At 42.9% G+C, this 19,285-nt stretch carries 20 protein-coding genes; 14 read left to right on the top strand and 6 right to left on the bottom strand.

What is annotated here, in order from left to right; genetic code table 11:
* The first annotated feature begins 80 nt into the window (after window positions 1-80).
* The 3 genes from FS736_RS18430 (at window position 81) to FS736_RS18415 (ending at window position 5,945) form a co-directional block, all read left to right on the top strand.
* Window positions 81-3,749 carry a dynamin family protein gene (locus FS736_RS18430; protein WP_144479977.1) on the top strand — a complete coding sequence of 1,223 codons (3,669 nt, stop codon included), beginning with the start codon at window positions 81-83 and terminating at the stop codon, window positions 3,747-3,749.
* 185 nt (window positions 3,750-3,934) lie between these two features.
* On the top strand, window positions 3,935-4,780 hold the full coding sequence (locus FS736_RS18420; RefSeq protein WP_313959735.1) for a sulfurtransferase: 846 nt from the start codon (window positions 3,935-3,937) through the stop codon (window positions 4,778-4,780).
* Between the two features lie 274 nt (window positions 4,781-5,054).
* Complete coding sequence (locus FS736_RS18415; RefSeq protein ID WP_144479971.1) at window positions 5,055-5,945, top strand: 5'-3' exonuclease; 891 nt, start codon at window positions 5,055-5,057, stop codon at window positions 5,943-5,945.
* A gap of 42 nt (window positions 5,946-5,987) precedes the next feature.
* Here the strand turns inward: FS736_RS18415 and sspL are convergent, their stop codons facing one another.
* Complete coding sequence (gene sspL, locus FS736_RS18410; RefSeq protein WP_023627620.1) at window positions 5,988-6,119, bottom strand: small, acid-soluble spore protein L; 132 nt, start codon at window positions 6,117-6,119, stop codon at window positions 5,988-5,990.
* Between the two features lie 153 nt (window positions 6,120-6,272).
* Between sspL and FS736_RS18405 the strand changes: the two genes are divergently transcribed.
* Together FS736_RS18405 and FS736_RS18400 are read left to right on the top strand one after the other, a co-directional pair.
* Entirely contained in the window at window positions 6,273-6,734 is a 462-nt protein-coding gene (locus FS736_RS18405) for a divergent PAP2 family protein (protein ID WP_144479969.1), read from the top strand.
* 55 nt (window positions 6,735-6,789) lie between these two features.
* Complete coding sequence (locus FS736_RS18400) at window positions 6,790-7,071, top strand: DUF6123 family protein (protein WP_251540633.1); 282 nt, start codon at window positions 6,790-6,792, stop codon at window positions 7,069-7,071.
* A gap of 176 nt (window positions 7,072-7,247) precedes the next feature.
* On the opposite strand, the gene FS736_RS18395 is transcribed toward FS736_RS18400, so the two are convergent.
* On the bottom strand, window positions 7,248-8,186 hold the full coding sequence (locus FS736_RS18395; protein ID WP_144479967.1) for a DMT family transporter: 939 nt from the start codon (window positions 8,184-8,186) through the stop codon (window positions 7,248-7,250).
* Window positions 8,187-8,594, bottom strand: a complete 408-nt coding sequence (locus tag FS736_RS18390; RefSeq protein WP_144479965.1) for a reverse transcriptase-like protein — start codon at window positions 8,592-8,594, stop codon at window positions 8,187-8,189.
* A 186-nt stretch (window positions 8,595-8,780) separates the two neighbouring features.
* Between FS736_RS18390 and FS736_RS18385 the strand changes: the two genes are divergently transcribed.
* Together FS736_RS18385 and FS736_RS18380 are read left to right on the top strand one after the other, a co-directional pair.
* Window positions 8,781-9,437, top strand: coding sequence for a reverse transcriptase-like protein (locus FS736_RS18385; protein ID WP_144480057.1), 657 nt, complete (start codon window positions 8,781-8,783; stop codon window positions 9,435-9,437).
* Between the two features lie 15 nt (window positions 9,438-9,452).
* Complete coding sequence (locus FS736_RS18380; RefSeq protein WP_144479963.1) at window positions 9,453-9,626, top strand: zinc-finger domain-containing protein; 174 nt, start codon at window positions 9,453-9,455, stop codon at window positions 9,624-9,626.
* 419 nt (window positions 9,627-10,045) lie between these two features.
* Here FS736_RS18380 and cspD read toward each other — a convergent pair whose 3' ends face one another.
* The gene (gene cspD, locus FS736_RS18375) at window positions 10,046-10,246 is read right to left on the bottom strand and encodes a cold-shock protein CspD (RefSeq protein WP_144479961.1); all 201 of its coding nucleotides are present in this window, start codon (window positions 10,244-10,246) and stop codon (window positions 10,046-10,048) included.
* A 338-nt stretch (window positions 10,247-10,584) separates the two neighbouring features.
* Between cspD and FS736_RS18370 the strand changes: the two genes are divergently transcribed.
* From FS736_RS18370 to mntR, 4 genes are all read left to right on the top strand, one after another.
* Entirely contained in the window at window positions 10,585-11,571 is a 987-nt protein-coding gene (locus tag FS736_RS18370; protein WP_260983648.1) for an HD-GYP domain-containing protein, read from the top strand.
* Between the two features lie 59 nt (window positions 11,572-11,630).
* Complete coding sequence (locus FS736_RS18365) at window positions 11,631-11,927, top strand: hypothetical protein (RefSeq protein ID WP_144479959.1); 297 nt, start codon at window positions 11,631-11,633, stop codon at window positions 11,925-11,927.
* A gap of 138 nt (window positions 11,928-12,065) precedes the next feature.
* Window positions 12,066-14,243: a DNA topoisomerase III gene (locus FS736_RS18360; protein WP_144479957.1), complete on the top strand. Its 2,178-nt coding sequence runs from the start codon at window positions 12,066-12,068 to the stop codon at window positions 14,241-14,243.
* A gap of 70 nt (window positions 14,244-14,313) precedes the next feature.
* Window positions 14,314-14,736, top strand: a complete 423-nt coding sequence (gene mntR, locus FS736_RS18355; RefSeq protein WP_144479955.1) for a transcriptional regulator MntR — start codon at window positions 14,314-14,316, stop codon at window positions 14,734-14,736.
* A gap of 38 nt (window positions 14,737-14,774) precedes the next feature.
* Here the strand turns inward: mntR and FS736_RS18350 are convergent, their stop codons facing one another.
* Entirely contained in the window at window positions 14,775-14,993 is a 219-nt protein-coding gene (locus FS736_RS18350; RefSeq protein WP_144479953.1) for a DUF3892 domain-containing protein, read from the bottom strand.
* Between the two features lie 117 nt (window positions 14,994-15,110).
* Here FS736_RS18350 and FS736_RS18345 point away from each other — a divergent pair, with 117 nt between their 5' ends.
* The gene (locus FS736_RS18345) at window positions 15,111-15,794 is read left to right on the top strand and encodes a class I SAM-dependent methyltransferase (protein WP_144479951.1); all 684 of its coding nucleotides are present in this window, start codon (window positions 15,111-15,113) and stop codon (window positions 15,792-15,794) included.
* Window positions 15,795-15,833: 39 nt separating this feature from the next.
* Here the strand turns inward: FS736_RS18345 and metA are convergent, their stop codons facing one another.
* Complete coding sequence (gene metA / locus FS736_RS18340) at window positions 15,834-16,742, bottom strand: homoserine O-acetyltransferase MetA (RefSeq protein WP_144479949.1); 909 nt, start codon at window positions 16,740-16,742, stop codon at window positions 15,834-15,836.
* Between the two features lie 181 nt (window positions 16,743-16,923).
* Between metA and FS736_RS18335 the strand changes: the two genes are divergently transcribed.
* Window positions 16,924-18,612, top strand: coding sequence for a formate--tetrahydrofolate ligase (locus tag FS736_RS18335; protein WP_144479947.1), 1,689 nt, complete (start codon window positions 16,924-16,926; stop codon window positions 18,610-18,612).
* Between the two features lie 91 nt (window positions 18,613-18,703).
* Window positions 18,704-19,237 carry a hypothetical protein gene (locus FS736_RS18330; RefSeq protein ID WP_144479945.1) on the top strand — a complete coding sequence of 178 codons (534 nt, stop codon included), beginning with the start codon at window positions 18,704-18,706 and terminating at the stop codon, window positions 19,235-19,237.
* The last annotated feature ends 48 nt before the right edge of the window (window positions 19,238-19,285 follow it).

Raw genomic sequence — 19,285 nt, 5'->3', positions numbered from 1 at the left:
AAAAAATGTAATAATAGGAAAAGGCCGAAAAATCGTATAAAATAAAGTTATTCACAATTTTGTCACAAGGAGTTTGAGGAATGGGCCAGACTGTAGCACATCAAGATCATAAACTTCTCGGGAAGATTTTATCTTTATATCATTTATTAAAAACGAATCAAGATGGAGAAAGCGCTGAAAAAGTGAGGGAGCTGGGGAGGAAAGCGGTTGAAGAAGAATTTTCGATTGCCTTCTGCGGCCATTTTTCTGCAGGTAAGTCGAGCATGATCAATAAATTGATCGGCGACAATATCCTGCCATCAAGTCCGATCCCTACAAGCGCAAATCTGGTGAAAATTAAATCAGGAGCAGAATATGCAAAGGTCTTTTTTAAAAACGGAGGATCAAGGCTTTACCCTGCTCCATATGATTATGAAACGGTCAAAAGCTATTGTAAGGATGGTGACCAGATCCAGGCAATCGAAATCAGCCACAACGGTGCGGAATTCCTGCAGCAGGCTGTCATTATGGATACACCTGGAATAGATTCCACGGATGATGCACACCGGATCGCGACAGAATCTGCCCTTCATCTTTCAGACCTTGTTTTTTATGTCATGGACTATAATCATGTGCAATCGGAGCTGAACTTTCTTTTTACGAAAGAGCTGACCGATGCAGGAAAAGAGCTTTATTTAATTATCAATCAGGTTGATAAGCATCAGGATGCTGAGCTGTCATTTGAACAATTCAAGGAAAGTGTGGAAGTTTCTTTTTCAGATTGGGGAGTAAAGCATTCAGGAATTTTTTATACGTCGCTTAAAGTTCCTGAGTCGCCATTAAACCAGTTTGAAGAGCTTCGTGAATTCATCATTGAGCGAAAAAGCAAAAGGGCGGAAATTTTGCCTGTTTCAATCTTCAAGTCCCTGGAGAAGCTCTCAGAGGATCATTTAGGCCGCCTAAAACAGGATGTTTCGGCTCAGGTTGAACAATATGAATCCATTCTCGGAGATCTCTCTGAAAGCGAAAGGCAGCAGCTTTCAAACGAACTGGATCAAATAAGAAGCCATATTGCCAAAATCAAAATAGAGCAAGACCCAGAACAAGAGTTCAGGTCAGGCCAGAATGACATCCTGAAGAATGCATATCTTATGCCGTTCCAGACAAGGGAGCTGGCAGAATCATACCTGCAGGCAAGGCAGCCGGATTTTAAAGTAGGCTTGTTTTTTTCAAAACAAAAAACCGAACAGGAAAGAGCAGCCAGATTGGCCAGTTTCTATCAGGATCTCGAGGAAAAGGTCCAATCACAGCTAAATTGGCACATCAAAGACTTTTTGACAAAGCTATTTAAAAAACACCAATTATCACAACCTGATCTTCAGGCAGCTGCCAATGGTTTCAAGGTGGATTTTGGTGAAGAATTGCTGTCTGGAGCCGTCAAGTCTGGCGCCAGGCTGTCAGGTGATTATGTCCTGAATTATACGAATGATGTCGCTGAGGCCCTGAAAAACCTCGTGCGAAAAGAGCTCGAACCAATTAAAAAAATGTTCCTTCAATATGCAAAAGTCAATGATGATGAGCAAGTGAATGAACTTGTCGAGAAGGAACAGAAATATGAAAAGCTGTTGGACGCCTGGTCAGGTTTGTCCGCAATCAGGGAAAAAATAGACGAGGACAGAAGGCATGTTTCTGAGATTCTTTATGGAGAGCCAATTCAGTTAAAAGATGAGGACTTTAGCCTTTTCGATGCTGAACAGGATGAGCCGGAAGTGATCAGAAACCTGGATCCTGGCACACCGGAACCTGCCGAAGAAAAAGGTGAACCTGTAAAGGATGAGATATCTTCCATTGACCAGGAAGGTAATGATATAGAACAGTTCCATGAAGTGCAAAAAAATTTGGCGGGGAAATTAAACTTCACATCTGAACAGATTGAAGGGATTCCGGGACTGAAAAAGATTGCCCGCGAATTGAAGGATAAAGCAGTGCGGATCAAAGACAGGGAATTCACTGTTGCCCTTTTTGGTGCATTCAGTGCTGGGAAATCCTCATTTGCCAATGCGCTGGTAGGGGAAAGACTTTTACCGGTATCACCTAACCCGACAACGGCCGCAATCAATAAAATCAAACCGGTGACGCCAGAACATCCCCATGGTTCAGTTATTGTTAAAATCAAAACGGATAAAGAACTCACGAAAGAACTTGAACGTTCACTTGGATTATTCGGCGAGAATATCACTGATTTTGAGCGAGCGATCGATCAAATCAAAAGCATTAAATGGGAAGACAGCGGTTATAGTGCAATAGAAAAGACACATTACTCATTTCTCCAGGCCTTTGCGAAAGGATTTAATCATTTCAGGGGAAAATTCGGTGAACAGTTATCCGTTGACCTGGATTCCTTCCGGGAGTATGTAGCACAAGAGGAGAAATCATGTTTTGTTGAATGGATCGAAGTCTATTATGATTGCGAGCTGACAAGGGAAGGAATCACTCTTGTCGATACTCCAGGCGCTGATTCAATCAACGCACGCCATACCGGAGTTGCCTTTGATTATATCAAGAATTCTGATGCCATTCTTTTCGTCACCTATTATAATCACGCCTTTTCAAAAGCGGATCGGGAATTCCTGATTCAGCTTGGCAGGGTAAAGGACAGCTTTGAACTTGATAAAATGTTCTTCATCGTCAATGCAGTCGATTTGGCGAACTCAGTGGAAGAACAGGAGGCTGTTCTGGAATATGTTGAAGGGCAGCTTGTCCAGTACGGAATAAGGAACCCGCATCTATTCCCTGTATCCAGCTTAAAAGGGCTGAATGCAAAACTGCAGCCGGACAGTGGCGGTGACCAGTTCTTTAACTCATTTGAAAAAGCGTTTTATAGATTCATTGCCAATGACCTGATGAACATGGCTGTCGAGTCTGCTGAGGCTAAATGGCATCAGGCTGTGAGCATGATTGAAGAATTGATCCGTTCGGCAGAAGAAGATAAGGCAGCAAAAGCTGAGAAACGTCAAAACCTGCTATCTGAAAAAGAACGGTTGCTGGCTGTTCTGGCCCAGAAGAATCCCGCAATCCTTGAAGAGCGTTTGAAGCAGGAGGGGGACGAATTGACTTATTATATTCGCCAGCGTGTCTTCATTCGCTTTGGTGACTTCTTCAGGGAGGCGTTCAATCCTGCGCTTTTGAAGGATGATGGACGAAACTTGAAGAAAGCTCTGGAGTCGGCGTTGGATGATTTGATTGAAAGTATTGGATATGACCTGGCACAGGAAATGCGAGCAACTTCATTAAGGGTTGAAAACCATATTGCCCAGCTGCTCAAGGAATTCCAGCAAGCGCTTATAACTGAACTGTCAAAAATTAATTCTTCGGTATCCATTTCATTCACTGAAAATGGACCACTATCAGGAATTGAATTTGAGACAGCTTACCAGAGCATCGACCGTGCCATTTTCAAGAAAGCGCTAGGAATGTTCAAAAATCCGAAGTCGTTCTTTGAGAAAAATGAAAAAAGATATATGGCAGAGGAACTTGAACAGCTTTTACACGGACCTTCCGGGGAATATCTAGAGGAAGAGAATTCAAGATTGAAAGAACATTATATGCAAGAAATGAAGCGGGAGTTCGAAAAAGTACAAAATGACTTTTCAGAACAAATCCATGAGTATTTTGAAGGGATCACCTCTGCGCTTGAAGAGAATTTCTCAATAGAAGTGGTTAAACAAGCACTAATGAAAATTGAAAACAACTATAAGGGTTTATTGTAAGCATGAGCGGCAAAAGATTCCATGCATGTGCAACATGTGTTAATTTCCAGGCTGTAAAACAGGATGGGAAAATGAAGTATTATTGCAGCAGGCTAGGGTATGAGACTAAGAGCCACTATCAATTTGCCTGCTGGGATCCAAAAGAACATGTAAAGAAATTGATGGCTAAAACTAAAAGCTGAGGAGTGGTATCCTTGCAAAATTATGTAGACGCTGATTGGCTTAAGGAGCATCTTGACGAGAAGGATCTAAGAGTTGTGGATTGCCGGTTCAAGCTTGGAGATCCTGAAGAGGGCAGACAACAGTATGAACAAAGTCATATTCCTGGAGCAGTCTATTTCGATCTTGAAAAGGACTTGTCTGGCGCTGTCCGTGAGCACGGCGGCAGGCATCCGCTTCCTGATTTGAACCTGCTTAAAGATAAACTTCAGGCTGAAGGAATTAACAATGAAACAACAATCATTGCCTATGATGGCAAGGAAGGTGCTTTTGCATCCAGGTTATGGTGGATTCTGAAATACGTTGGTCATGAAAAGGTGTATATCCTGAACGGAGGCTTCGCTGGGTGGGAAAATAAAGGCTATCCAATTGATCGAACCAAACCCCAGTATGATAAAACAGCATATACCTTAACAGAGAAGAAAGATATGCTGGCCTCTTATGAAGAAGTAAAGGATATAGCACTCAATGGCTCAGGAAACGCGGTCCTGATCGATTCACGGGAAAGCAGACGCTATAAAGGGATTGAAGAGCCGATTGACAGAATTGCGGGCCATATTCCAACTGCCATCAATAAACCGTGGATGGAAGGCTTGGAAAATGGGTCTTTTAAGTCCAGGGAACAGCAAGAAAAGCGTTTTGCCGACCTTGACCGGAACCAGCCTGTCATCGTATATTGCGGATCAGGAGTGACAGCAACTCCTAATTATATTGCCCTGAAAGAAGCAGGATTCAAAAATGTCAAACTGTATGCTGGCAGTTATAGTGACTGGGTTTCATATAAAGAAAATCCTGTCTCCGGGGAAGAGTGAAACACGAAGAGTAAGTGATGTCGAAGGCCTCCACGGTCTGCTTCCGCAAAAAAATGGCGGTTGCGGGGCCGTGGAGTTTTTTAAAAATGCAATTTCCTGGTGTTTTCGTGATCGGAGGTTGATAGAGGCCCTCGTCTTTACATAGAACAATAGGCGTAATTTTCCGTGCGAAGTATGACCATGAGATATGTTATAATATAAAAGTTGTATATTAAATATCGCCAAGCGTTTAACATAAAGACTTATCAAAACAATATTTTAAGGAGGCCTAGCTTTGGATACTAATAAATCGTCACTAATGCTAGTTGACGGAATGGCTTTGTTGTTCAGGGCATTCTTCGCAACAGCTGTTTCCGGACAGTTCATGATCAATTCCAAAGGGGTGCCGACCAACGCAGTCCATGGTTTCGTCAAGCATTTCGCGACTGCTGTTGCTAAATTCAAGCCTACCCATACAGCGGTTTGCTGGGATATGGGCAGCAAAACATTCCGCACTGAAATGTTTGATAATTATAAAGCAAACAGACCTGATGCACCCTTAGAGCTACTGCCCCAATTCGATCTTGTCAAAGAAGTAGTGGAAGCACTTGATGTTCCGAATATCGGCCTTCCAGGCTTTGAAGCAGATGACTGTATCGGCACGATTGCAAAGACTGCCAGGGAAGTGGATTCGATCACGATTTTGACCGGGGATAAGGATATCCTTCAGTTGATTGATGACCGGGTTTCAGTCATTCTGCTGCAAAAAGGTTATGGGAATTATCTGGTTCACAATCGAGATACTTTGTTTGCAGAAAAGGGAATTTGGCCTGAACAGATGATCGATTTGAAGGCATTTATGGGGGACCCAAGCGATAACTATCCCGGTGTCCGCGGTATTGGTGAGAAGACCGCCATTAAATTACTTCAGGAACACGGGAATGTGGAAGGTGTCATCGCTAACCTGCATCAATTGACGAAATCACAGCGTGCCAAAATCGAGGCGGACCTCGAGATGCTTCATCTAAGCAGGCAGCTTGCTGAAATCAAGTGCGATGTACCGGTTGAATGCAGGATGGACGATGCCCTATTTAGAATTGACAGGGATAAGCTTCTTTCCAAGTTTAATGAAGTAGAACTGCGAGGCTTGCACCGCCTTTTTGAAAACGATACAATGTACGCTTAATAAAACGGCTGGATTCTGCTCCAGCCGTTTTTATATTGCCAATTATTTTGTATTCTTCTTCTTGGCGGCATTCTCAAGCTTTGATTTCGGTTCTTCAGCAAATTCAGCATCCTGCCCGTAGCCCTGTGGATTAACTCCTGGTGCCTTTGTTCCTCTGTTTCCCTTTTTACTCATCGCAGTTGATCCCTCCAAAAAATTTTGTTTAAAACTTCATAGAAAAGTGAATTAACCTTAATAGGTTGTCTGCTTGAACAGCTTAATCCTTATTATGAACGGTCAAGAATAAAAGCAATCATTTTTCTTCAAAATAACATGGAGGTGACAGATATGAATAAAGGTGCAGTGATCGCGATATCAAGTATCGGCCTGGCTCAGGCTTTAAAAATACCGATTCATTATGCAAAAACGCAGGAATGGAAACCAGATTTGTTTTTGGCTACAGGAGGCATGCCCAGCTCACACTCAGCTGGTGTCTCATCCTTAACCACCTATGTTGCCCTTACAAGGGGAGTGCGTTCGATTGACTTCGCGCTTTCCCTAGTTTATGGCATGATAGTTATGTATGATGCCCAGGGGATCAGAAGGCAGACAGGAGAACTTACTTTAAAAGTGAATGACCTTGATGAATTGATTGATAAAATACATCAGGACGACCCAGTGGAGTTTGAGGAAAAGTCCCCGGATCCTTTGAAAGAAATGCTCGGGCATCAGCCGAAAGAAGTGCTTGGAGGCGCCCTTTTAGGTATGCTTATGGGATTTGCTGGTTATTATTTAACGAAAAAACGGTAGAAAAAGCTCGATTAATGCGGTAAAATTTTACTAGAAACGGCTTGAAGAGAGAGGATTGATTCAGTCAGTGCGGACAGTTGAAGATTATCTGCTTCATTTGAAGAGCAAGGGGTTCCTTTTTCGCGAAGATGCAATCGGCTTCATTTATTTCGGACAGCAATATACGAATTCCACCGATGAACTCGCGAATGCAGCCATTGAAATCACCCTGATGGCTCAAAAAGGTTTTGACGGGAGCTTTTATATTTCATTGCTTGAAACGTTCGCTTCTAATAAAATTGATTCCCGCAAAGCAGCATTGCAATTTGTCAAAAAAATCGAGCTTTTGGCCGTATGACGAAAAGCGGAAGCGCCTTGGTCAGCCCCGATAAGCTGCTCAGCGCTAACGCTTATCGCAATATACTTTAGAGAAAATTTAGCAAGAGGAGAAAACTGGCTATGCGCTGAACCCTGGCGATTCTCTAAGTGGAAATTATTCTAAGCTAGTTCCTAAAAAAGGCTGGTTCCAAAGCGTCATGCTTTGAAATCAGCCTCTTTTTTCGGGAATATTTTACGAACGAAGCTTTCGAATTTTCCTGATGGCAATTCAGCGAAGATCATTCCGGCAAAAATCAGCGCACAACCCGCCAATGCGCTATAGGTCAGGCGCTCATCTGCCCAAAAATAAGCGGTAATCGCTGCAAAAACAGGTTCCATTGCAAAGATCAGGGCAACTCGTGTAGCAGTCGTATGCTTCTGGAAATTCGTCTGGATGAAGAACGCAAGGGCGGTTGCAAGAATCGATGTAACCAATAAGGCTACCATCACATCCGCAGAAAAAATGACCTCTGGCTGAAAAACCCTTTGCCAGTCCTCGAAAAGGACAGAAGATACTGCTGAAAGAGCGGCAACAGTCGAAATCTGCACAGCTGTCAAAAGCAGTGTAGGATAACTGCTTGAAAACTTGCCGGTAAAAACGATATGGAGGGCGAAACCTGCAGCACAAATCAGCACAAAAGCATCCCCGATGTTAAGGCCCGACACATCTGACATCGTTAATAAATAGAGGCCGGTGGTGGCCGCTGAAACGCCTGCTATTGAGTTCATTCCAGGGCGCTGTTTCAAAATCCCAATCATCAGCAAGGGAACCAGTATGACGCTCAAGCCAGTGATAAAACCAGCCTTTGAAGAGGTAGTGTACAAAAGGCCAAACGTCTGGAAGGCATAGCCTATGAACAGCCAAAAACCCAGCATGATCCCTGATAAAAGCAATCTCTTATCAACTTTCTGAAGTTGATGCCTTTCAAAGATCACTAGCCATAGTCCCAGCAGGATTGCGGCAATGCTAAATCGGACGGCATTAAACGCTAATGGCTCAAGGAAGGAGATGGCATTTTGTACGACGACAAAAGTTGCACCCCAGATAAGAGCAACAAATAATAAGCTTAAGTCTGCAAAAGTTGATGCTTTCATTTAGATATCGGTTCCTTTCGTATTGTTGTCTCTTATCGCTTTCCTGGCTAATTCATCAGCTGTTTTATTTTCGCTCGATGGAATCCATTTCATGAAGAACAGATCGAATTGCCCGGCAAGCATCAACGCTTTTTCAAGAAGTGGGGCGTAAAGTTTGTTTTTGACGAACTCCTTCTCGACCGCAGCATTGACCAGTTGTGAATCAGTCCTGAAGGAAACAACTTTAAAATCTTTTTCAATACAGATTTCCAATGCTTTTATAAATGCATGATATTCAGCTTCATGGTTTGACATGACGCCAAGAGGGATGGAATATCTAAAAACCTCCCCTTCCCCCTTAATAAAAATGCCAGCACCGCTTGGTCCCGGGTTGCCAGCACTTGCTCCATCGATATATACCTCGAACAAAAACGATCACTCCCGGTTGGTTTGTACAGATAATAGATAGTGTATCATAATAGGAGCGATTATTTATAAAAATATACAAATGCATTTTCTGCAGCAACAACTCTTTTTCATTGTAACGGTCATGGAAAATGGGTAAGATAACTAAAAATGGTGGAGACACAACTGATCGGAAAGTGGGGAGAAGTCTTGAAATATAAATTGGAATGGGAATATAAAACAAAAGGTCTGGCTCCTATCCTGTTCAGCTCTGATTATCTGGATGGAGAACATGCACTTCAGGCTGGTGAAGAACTCGAAAAATCGGGCAAAGCGTTGGAAATCTCCTTCACTGATGAAATTGGTACCTCCTGGTCAATCAAGGAAATGCGCAAACTTCTTGCAGAGGTGGAAGAAGAGCCTCATGACCTGACTGTTTATTTCGATGGAGGATTCGATAATGCCCATTATAAGGCCGGACTTGGCACAATCATTTATTACAAGCAGGGCAAAAAGAAATACAGGCTGCGCGCCAATGAAGTATTCGATGAGCTGGAAACGAACAATGAAGCAGAGTATGCAGCTCTTTATTTTGCGCTTTCTATCCTTGAGGAAATGGGCGTCAGGAACATGTCTTGTGAAATAAAAGGTGATTCCCAGGTGGTTTTGAAGCAGCTGGAGGGTGAGTGGCCTTGCTATGAAGAAACTCTCAACCGCTGGCTGGACCGGATCGAAAAGAAGATAAAGGACCTCGGATTGCACCCAAAATACAATCCGGTAGGAAGGAAAGAGAACAAAGAGGCTGACAAGCTGGCAACCCAAGCTTTGCAGGGGAAGATGATCAACAGCAAAATGCAAATAATATAGCCAGGAGGGAAACGATTGACTCGAAATGAAATCCTTGCTGAGGTAGAAACATTGCTCAATACATATTGCAATGGATGCTTCCTGAAAAAGCATAACCGGCAAGAACACGGAAAACGATCCGCACACCGGTTTTGCATAACAGAATGCACCGTCGGCGAGAAAATAAAAAAGTGCGGACAGAAATTATAATCATTGTGGTTTTAGTGGACATTTTAAGGTCATGAAGAAGGCGAAATGTCTAAGAAAATGGTTTTAATGGACATTTTGAGGTCATGAAGAAGGCGAAATGTCTAAGAAAGTGGGTTTAATGGACATTTTGAGGTCATGAAGAAGGCGAAATGTCTAAGAAAGAGGGTTTAATGGACATTTTGAGGTCATGAAAAATGCGAAATGTCTAAGAAAGTGGTTTTAATGGACATTTTGAGGTCATGAAGAATGCAAAATGTCTAAGAAAGTGATTTTAATGGACATTTTGAGGTCATGAAGAAGGCGAAATGTCTAAGAAAGAGGAATTAAAGGACATTTCAGGGGCATGGAGAATGCGAAATGTCTATAATCAAATACAATCAAAAAGGCTGGCGTCTGGCGCCAGCCTTTAACTTTTGGAATTATAGTTTCACTACGTTAGCTGCTTGTGGTCCGCGGTTTCCATCGACGATTTCGAAAGATACTTCCTGGCCTTCTTCTAATGACTTGTAGCCATCACCCTGGATCGCTGAGAAGTGTACGAATACATCGTCTCCACCTTCTACTTCAATAAAGCCGAAACCTTTTTCATTGTTAAACCATTTAACTTTACCGTTTTGCATGTTAAACTTTCCTCCCATGTCTTTCGCGACACAATGTCTGCGTCAAGTTGAATATTATCATCTAATTGGATACACCTGCATTCTCTGACATGGCAAATATATTCTATTAAATGATGTCTTAAATATACAATATTGGGATAGTCCTAGTCAAGATTGTAAGCGCTATTATACTGAAAATAATCTTAAAATTTAGTTAATTAAAAATCAGCCTCCAGGTTCCTATTTCCGGAAAAATTTGTTATTATTTTCTTATTAAAGTATTCCTTTTGAACTGCAAAAGTTTTAAGAACAGCAATCAACTAAAAAACAAGTCTATTATTAGCTTAGAGGAGGGTACTATGATGAAGACCACTCCATCAGCGTTCACGTCCTTATCTGATTATCAAATTGAGACATTATTGGATTCAATCAGGAACGGAAAGCCCGTTCAGGACCCTACATCACAGAATGCGGTAAATACTAAAATCGATGATATTTCAAGGAAACTTGACGCAGCTTCCATACAAATGGAAGAAATATTCGAGGTAGTTGCGAAAACAGGCGTTGTACCTGTTTCCGAAATCAAGAATGAAATCATGCCAGCGATCAGACAGGCAGCAGAAATACCTCATATCTACCATCTTTTTTATGAACTTAAGTCGAAAGATGAGTATACTTACAGGCATACAGTCTGTGTCGGTATCATTTCAACATTGCTTGGAAAATGGCTGAATCTGAATCAGTCCGATTTGAATGATCTTTCTCTGGGAGCTACCCTTCATGATATCGGAAAGGCCAGGATACCGGCTGACATTCTCAATAAGCCAGGAAGGCTGACACTTGAAGAGTACGCCGAAATGAAACGGCATACTGTGTATGGATACAGATTGCTGAAGGATATACCCGAGTTGAATGACAGGGTTGCCCTCATCGCACTCCAGCATCACGAACGGGAGGATGGTGGCGGCTATCCGTTCAGTCTGCCCAGCGATAAAATCGACGAGTTTGCCAAAATTGTGGCGATTGCTGATGTCTATCATGCCATGTCGTCTTCGAGGGTTTACCATCAGGCAGAACCATTCCATATAGTCATTTCCCAGATGCAAAATGATGTTTTCGGCAAATTCGACCCGAAAATCATGCTGGTTTTTTTATACAGGATCATGGACAGCCTTGTCGGGAAACGCGTTCTTTTAAGCAATGGTGAAGAAGGGACAATCCTTATGGTCGATAAATTTGAACCATTGAGGGCTCTGATCAAGACCGATGATACTCTGATTGATTTGCGTCTCAACCGCGGTTTGAGAATTTCACGGGTCTTAAATGATTCAATCGTAGGGGTATAAAATATACCTGCCAATCATATCTTTTAATAGTCAAATATGATGAATAAAAGGGTGAGGGCATGTATCGCTTTTCGATTGGTGATGAGGACTGGATTATCATTTTTTCTCCGCATCTTTCCCTTGAACAAAAAGAAAAGGAAGAAATCATTCGTTCCATCGCCATCATGGGTCCGCAATGGGCTGCTTTCAGCCACGGCGAGTCATTCGTGATTTTCCAGGAGCTAGTCGGTGCGATCGTAGTCAGGATTGAAAAAGTTCCTTCATTGATTTTGACTGTTTCAGCAGTTGTTCATAGGGATCGCTGGTACATCAATGATAATAATAAAGTCGAGCCGTTCGATATTGAAAATTTTTAGAAGGCAGCTGAGCAATCAGCTGCCTGTTTATGTGTTTTAGATGCTGAGATAAAAGTCCTTTACGCTCTTGTCGAAAAAAAGATAAAATAGAATTTAGGTTTACACTACGCTCTTATAAAAGCTTTTCAGGAGGAAATTATGAAGTTGATCGTTGCGGAAAAGCCTGACCAGGGCAGAACGCTGGCCTCCGTTTTTAAAATGAAGAAGAAAGATGGATACATTGAGATCCTTCCAAATGAAATTTTTCCCGATGGTGCTTATGTATCCTGGGCAATTGGCCATCTAACGGAATTATCCGCGCCAGAACAGTACAACCCAACCTGGAAAAAGTGGTCCCTGAATACATTGCCGATCATTCCAGACCAATTCCAGTATGAAGTAGTAAAATCAAAAGCAAAGCAATTCAATATTATAAAAAGATTGGTTTCGGACCCCCAGGTAACTGAAATCATCCATGCAGGTGATGCTGGGCGGGAAGGGGAGCTGATCATCCGGAATATCCTTCGCCTTGCAAATTGCACGAAACCGATGAAACGGCTGTGGATTTCCTCCCTCACCCCAAAAGCGATAAAAGAAGGTTTTCAGAAATTGTTAAGTGAATCAGATACAAAGAATTTGTATTTTGAAGCTTATACCCGAGCTTGTGCTGACTGGGTTGTCGGCATGAATGCATCCAGACTTTACACTCTTTTATTGCAGAAGAAGGGGTATTCAGATGTATTTTCCGTTGGAAGAGTCCAGACGCCCACACTTGCTCTCATTGTAAAACGTGAGCTGGAGATCGAAAACTTCGTCTCAGAACCATTCTGGGAGGTAATCGGGAAATTTAATATCAATGGCAAAAAATACACGGGCAAATGGGAAAAAGATGGTGACTCAAGGATCAAAACAAAAGAAATGGCTGAAAAAATTGCTGAATTCTGCAACGGCAAAGCTGCGGAAGCAGCAGAAGTCAATTCAGAGAAAAAAGAATTCCTGCCGCCATTATTATACAATCTTTCAGCGATTCAGGCTGAAGCAAACCGGCGCTTCAAGATGTCGCCGAAAAAGACGCTCGACATTTTACAAGGGCTCTATCAACGGGGAATCGTCTCTTATCCCCGTTCGGATTCAAGGTATGTGACTCCAGGCGAAGCGGAAGGGTTTCCGGCAATCCTGAATAAACTCAAGGCGATTCCTGATTATGGACCGTTATATCCGTTGCCAGTGGAATCCATTGAAAATAATAAACGATATGTAAATGAAAAAAAGGTGACAGACCACTATGCGATCATCCCCACCGAACAAGTTCCCAACTTGGGCAGGCTTTCGGGAGATGAGCTTAAACTATATGATTTGCTCGTGCGGACGCTGATCGCCGCCCACTATGGACCTTATATAGCGGAGTATACGACCATTAAGACCGTCGTGGATGGCAGGGCTGAATTTATCTCGAAGGGGAAAGTCCAGCTTGAGGAAGGCTGGAAGAAGGTGCTTCCGCAAAAAGACGCAGACAAAGAACCAGAGCTGCCTGCTGTTCAGCAGGGTGAAACGGGAACTGTCGTGAAAACAGAAGTAAAAGAAAGCAAAACACAGCCGCCAAAGAGACTGACTGAAGGACAGTTGATCACTTTAATGAAAACGGCCGGCAAGCATATTGAAGACAAGCAACTGGAAAAAGTCCTGATGAAGGCAGAAGGGCTTGGAACTGAAGCTACGAGAGCAGGAATCATTACCATGCTTAAGGACCGGGCCTATATCGAGGTCCGTAAAAATCTTGTATATGCCACAGCCAAAGCAAAAATACTCGTCGCCGCAGTTGGCGGACAAGTCCTTGCTTCACCGGAAATGACAGCTAAATGGGAACAGCGGCTGCACCAGATAGGCGAAGGGGAGGCATCGCCCAAACAGTTTATCGAGCAAACCTCAAAAATGATCAAGCACCTGGTTACGGAAACAACCGAAGGTTCAGCAGGCTGGACATTTTCCGAGGAACTCACCAACGCCTTTGTGCCCGGAAAAAAAGGCGGGAAGGCAAGGCGCGGCACGAATCTGGGGAAATGTAAGAAATGCGATGGCATGGTTGTGGACAAGGGGACGTTTTATGGTTGCTCCAACTACCAAAAAACAAAATGTAATTTCACCCTATCCAAACAGATCCTTGGAAAGGCAGTGACCCAAAAAAATATAAAGAAGCTGCTGGCAGAAGGAAGCACAGATGTAATCGAAGGCTTCCAGAGCAAAGATCGAAATTTCAACGCAAAGCTTTACTGGGATACGGCCGAAAACAAACTGAAATTCGATCTGGCTCCACAGCCTGTCAATCAAGGGGAGTAGCGCCTTGTCACCCTTGTCCTTCTATAGTAAACTTTAATATGGCTATTGTATAAGCATTGGAGGTCATGGGATGCCAACACCTAGTATGGAAGATTATATTGAACAAATTTTTATTTTAATAGAACAAAAAGGTTATGCCCGGGTAGTAGATATCGCAGAGGCATTATCGGTCCATCCCTCCTCAGTAACAAAAATGGTCCAAAAACTTGATAAAGACCAGTTCCTGGTTTATGAAAAATATCGCGGGCTTGTGCTGACTCCTAAAGGATACAAAACTGGCAAAAGGCTGGTTTACCGCCATGAATTACTTGAGCAATTATTACAGGTAATCGGTGTAAAGGAAGAAAACATCTATAATGATGTCGAGGGCATTGAACATCATTTAAGCTGGGATGCAATCGACAGGATCGGTGACCTTGTCCAGTTTTTCGAAGAAGACAAATCCAGGGTCCAGGAATTAAGGGCGATCCAAAAACAAAACGATGACCAATAAAATAAACACCTGGCACTGCTGTCAGGTGTTTTTTGTCTTCAGTATATATCTGGATAAGTTTGAAAGTCGGAACCGTCTGCTGAAATTAATGAGGAAATCCCATTGGTTTCCTCATTTATGTTCACCCCGGAAATATTCCCGGCATACGCTTCCAACAAGGCTTTGCGATAAGAGATGATCCTCCCGCTTGAGGTCTGGAAGCTGATGATTTCACCAGCATTGTTTTTATGTACTGCGACTAACTGTTCTTGTTCCAATCCAATCTCTCCTTTCATCCACCTAGTCTTGCACTTTTCCTCGAAAAATAAACTTAACAGGAATTCTGCTTTTCTTGACGAATTAACTATTATTAGAAGAAATAGGCGGGTGAGCTTTTGAATACATCAGATTGGAAGAAGGAATCGGAAAAACTGTGGGACAGCATGGCAACATCATGGAATTCAAGAAGCAAGGGGATGTGGGAGGACGGAAGCCGTAAGGATATCGTTCCCTTCATCAAAAAATTTGTCTCACCAGGTGCGGCGATTTGTGACTTAGGATGTGGGGATGGTGTCGGCACAAGGAAGCTGGCGGAAGCAGGATTTGTGGTCACGGGAATGGATGTTTCCGGGGAAATGCTTGATAAAGCCAGGCAAAATTCAAGTGATTGTGATTTTATGAAGGGTAATTTAACTGATTGCGGAATAGAGGATAATACCTTTGAAGCAGTGATGGCAATCAACTCGATTGAGTGGACGGAAAGCCCATTTGAATCTTTGAAGGAAGTTGCAAGGGTATTAAAGCCTGATGGATTTGCTTGCATTGCCATCCTTGGACCAACAGCTGCCCCGAGAAGGAACAGTTTCCGGAGACTGTACGGAGAAGAAGTGTTCTGCAATACAATCATGCCCTGGGAGTTGGAAAAACTGGCAGGGGAGATTGGATGGAAAAAGGTTGGGGAATATGGTGTCTACAAAAAAGCGGCCGAACAGCTTTCCCTGGGGTCCCTTCCGTTGGAGCTTCAGCAATCACTTTCTTTTATGTGGGTTTTCATGTTCCAGGTTCCTAAGCCAGTTTAGAGAACGAAGAAAGGCACCGAGGTTTGTCGGTGCCTGTTTTTAATTCCATTCAAAAGGAGTCTCCTGGTACACATAATAATTGAGCCAGTTTGAAAAAAACAAATGTGCGTGAGACTTCCAGCGATTGGCCGGTTTCTTTTCAGGATTGTTATCTGGAAAGTAATGCTCAGGAACCTGGATATCAATTCCCCTGTCCCTGTCTCGTGCATATTCCTCTGCTAGAGTTGCAGCTTCATATTCAAGATGGCCAGTAATCATGATTCTGGCCCCATCCATGCTTGAAATGATCAATGGTCCTGCTTCATCGGAAACCGCAAGAATTTTTAAATCCGGATGGTTTTCAAGTTCATTAATAGATAATTCGGTGTTACGTGAATGGGGTGCAAAAAATTCATCGTCAAACCCTCTTAACAACTTTTCCGTTTCATCCAGGACTACATGATTGAAGATTCCTGAGCATTTTCGCGGAAGGACGTATTTGCCAATGCCATAGTGATGATAGATGGCAGCCTGCGCTCCCCAGCAGATATGCAAAGTCGATGTCACGTTTTCCTTTGTCCAATCAAGGATTTCCCTCAACTCATTCCAATATTCCACTTCCTCGAATTCCATAAGTTCGATTGGCGCACCAGTAATAATCATCCCATCATATCTCTTTTCTTTTACCTGGCTGAAGGTTTGGTAAAACTCGTCTAGATGATATCGGGATGTGGTTTTGGAGTCATATGTAGCTGTTTTCAAAAAAGTGATGTTAACCTGGAGCGGAGTGTTTCCGAGCAGTCGAAGCAACTGTCTCTCAGTCTTTTCTTTCTCAGGCATAAGATTCAGGATCAAAATATTTAATGGGCGGATATCCTGCCTTGAAGCGCGAGTGTCATCCATGATGAAAATGTTTTCTTTTTCCAATATTTCTTTCGCTGGCAAATGCAGCGGGATTTTGATTGGCATAACATAACCTCCCTTTTAACAAACTAAAGTCAGTAATTTTTATTATAGTCTGAATTCTTTCATGGAGCAATTGGCTAAAGAGGAAATTTTATGACAAATAAATATTTTTTACCTGATAGTAATTTTCTGATGGTAGAATATAAGATGGTAAGCACATAGATAATATCTGGGGGGTTTGGGAATGGAAACGAATGTTCAGGTTAAGTCAGATATTGAAATTGCTCGTGAAAGCCAAATGAAGCCGATCGTTGATATTGCTGCAAGCATAGGACTTGCTGCCGATGATATCGAGATGTTCGGCAAGTATAAAGCAAAGCTGTCATCAGAAGCTTTGGCGAAACTGAAAACAAAGGAAAGCGGCAAGGTTGTACTTGTCACTGCGATTAATCCGACTCCTGCTGGGGAAGGGAAATCGACTGTGACGGTCGGACTCGCTGATGCTTTAAATAAGCTGGGACAAAAGACAATGATTGCCATGCGTGAACCATCACTCGGACCGACGATGGGGATCAAGGGCGGTGCAACAGGGGGCGGCTATGCACAAGTGCTTCCAATGGAAGACATCAATCTTCACTTCACAGGCGATCTGCACGCCATAACCACAGCCAACAATGCTCTGGCTGCTTTAATCGATAATCATCTTCAACAGGGAAATAACCTGAATATTGACCAGCGCAGAATCGTCTGGAAGCGGGCACTTGATTTGAATGACCGTGCATTAAGGAAGGTTATCATCGGACTTGGCGGGCCGCTTCAGGGTGTACCTCGTGAAGATGGGTTCGATATCACGGTTGCTTCTGAAATCATGGCGGTTTTATGTCTTGCAAGCGACTTAAAGGACTTAAAGACGCGCCTATCCAATATGGTTGTTGCCTATAACTTTGACAAACAGCCTGTTACAGTAGGCGATCTTGGAGTAGAAGGTGCACTCACACTTTTACTGAAAGAAGCCGTTAAACCAAATCTTGTCCAGACGATTGAACATACTCCTGCATTGATCCATGGAGGTCCTTTTGCGAATATTGCCCATGGCTGCAATAGTGTCATCGCAACTGAAGCGGCATCCAGGCTGGCTGATTTTGTTGTGACCGAAGCGGGATTCGGGGCAGACCTTGGGGCAGAAAAGTTCCTGAACATCAAAGCAAGAACATCTGGAATCGACCCAGCAGCAGTTGTCATCGTGGCAACCATCCGTGCGCTGAAAATGCACGGGGGCATGAAGAAAACCGAGTTGGTTAACGAGAACGTCCAGGCATTAAAGGACGGTTTCACAAACTTGAAAAAGCATGTTGAAACGATTGCCAGCTTCGGATTGCCGTATGTTGTTGCAATCAATCGATTCATTACCGATACAGAGCTTGAAACGAATACACTGAAAGAAATGTGTGAGAATGCAGGCATACCAGTTGCGCTGACAGAAGTATGGGAAAAGGGCGGTGCTGGTGGAATTGAGCTGGCTGAGACTTTGCTCGATGTGATTGAAAAAAGTGAAAATTCCTTTGCCCATCTATATGACCTATCCGATACACTAGAGGATAAAATCAAGAAGATTGCCACTCAGGTATATGGTGCAGATGGAGTCGAGTTCTCAACAAAGGCTAAGAAACAGCTCCTGGATTTTGAAGGATTTGGCTGGGGTGTTCTGCCAGTCTGTATGGCTAAAACACAATACTCTTTATCAGATGATCCTCTAAAACTTGGCCGTCCGTCAGGGTTTACCATTACAGTCAGAGAATTGAAGCCATCGGTAGGAGCGGGATTCATCGTCGCCCTGACAGGTGAAGTCATGACGATGCCTGGACTTCCTAAAATGCCGGCTGCGCTGAATATGGACGTTGATGAAGATGGGAATGCAGTTGGCCTATTTTAGTCTAAATCGTCTCGAAATCTAAGTGCCAGCCTTCCATATGGGAGGCTGGTTCCTTAATATTGGATTTGAAATTTAAAGGAAGTGAACTGTTTTGTTTGATCCGACAGCTTTTGAAAACATAAAAGTCGTAATAGAAGGCGAAATATATGACAGGGATTTGAGCGGGGAAATCAAAGTAGTTGATCGGAATGACTGGATCAATTCAGCCAAGCTATCGAGAAAATACGAAATTTGCTTCACTGTTAGTGGATACAATGAAAAAGAAATTGCGGCGACCTTGACTTTAGAGGCTGGTTTAGAGAATCTTTCCGCTGAATTATTAGGAAGCGGAGGCGCTAATCCCCTTGCAGGATGCATAGTCGACATTTCATTCTCATTGCTGCTGAGAAAAGAAGTTCAGGTTTATCAATCCATACAGGAAGAACTGGAAGATATCTGGGGAAAGGAAAGGGAAATCGTCCAATCCTTACAGGTTTCTCCGCTGGCAGAAAGTGAATGGATCAAAAATAATGCCAGGGTTTCATTTAACCGCCTCGTTTATGAGGAGCAGATTGATGATTTAACAGAAATGATCGATTATATGATTGACTCGTTGAATAAACTAAAAAAATTATTGGCTGAATAATAATTCCTGCTTTAATAGGCAGGAATTTCTATGTTGTTTTCAGAATAA

The sequence above is a fragment of the Cytobacillus oceanisediminis 2691 genome (assembly GCF_007678455.1).
GTDB lineage: Bacteria > Bacillota > Bacilli > Bacillales > Cytobacillaceae > Mesobacillus > Mesobacillus oceanisediminis_A.
This window is presented reverse-complemented; position numbering and strand designations above follow the sequence as displayed.

Bases quoted from the DNA above. Each gene is read 5' to 3' on its own strand.
- FS736_RS18430 (WP_144479977.1), top strand. From the start codon at position 81: ATGGGCCAGACTGTAGCACATCAAGATCATAAACTTCTCGGGAAGATT.
- sspL (WP_023627620.1), bottom strand. From the start codon at position 6,119: ATGAGTAAAAAGGGAAACAGAGGAACAAAGGCACCAGGAGTTAATCCA.
- FS736_RS18405 (WP_144479969.1), top strand. From the start codon at position 6,273: ATGAATAAAGGTGCAGTGATCGCGATATCAAGTATCGGCCTGGCTCAG.
- FS736_RS18395 (WP_144479967.1), bottom strand. From the start codon at position 8,186: ATGAAAGCATCAACTTTTGCAGACTTAAGCTTATTATTTGTTGCTCTT.
- cspD (WP_144479961.1), bottom strand. From the start codon at position 10,246: ATGCAAAACGGTAAAGTTAAATGGTTTAACAATGAAAAAGGTTTCGGC.
- FS736_RS18370 (WP_260983648.1), top strand. From the start codon at position 10,585: ATGATGAAGACCACTCCATCAGCGTTCACGTCCTTATCTGATTATCAA.
- FS736_RS18365 (WP_144479959.1), top strand. From the start codon at position 11,631: ATGTATCGCTTTTCGATTGGTGATGAGGACTGGATTATCATTTTTTCT.
- FS736_RS18360 (WP_144479957.1), top strand. From the start codon at position 12,066: ATGAAGTTGATCGTTGCGGAAAAGCCTGACCAGGGCAGAACGCTGGCC.
- mntR (WP_144479955.1), top strand. From the start codon at position 14,314: ATGCCAACACCTAGTATGGAAGATTATATTGAACAAATTTTTATTTTA.
- metA (WP_144479949.1), bottom strand. From the start codon at position 16,742: ATGCCAATCAAAATCCCGCTGCATTTGCCAGCGAAAGAAATATTGGAA.
- FS736_RS18335 (WP_144479947.1), top strand. From the start codon at position 16,924: ATGGAAACGAATGTTCAGGTTAAGTCAGATATTGAAATTGCTCGTGAA.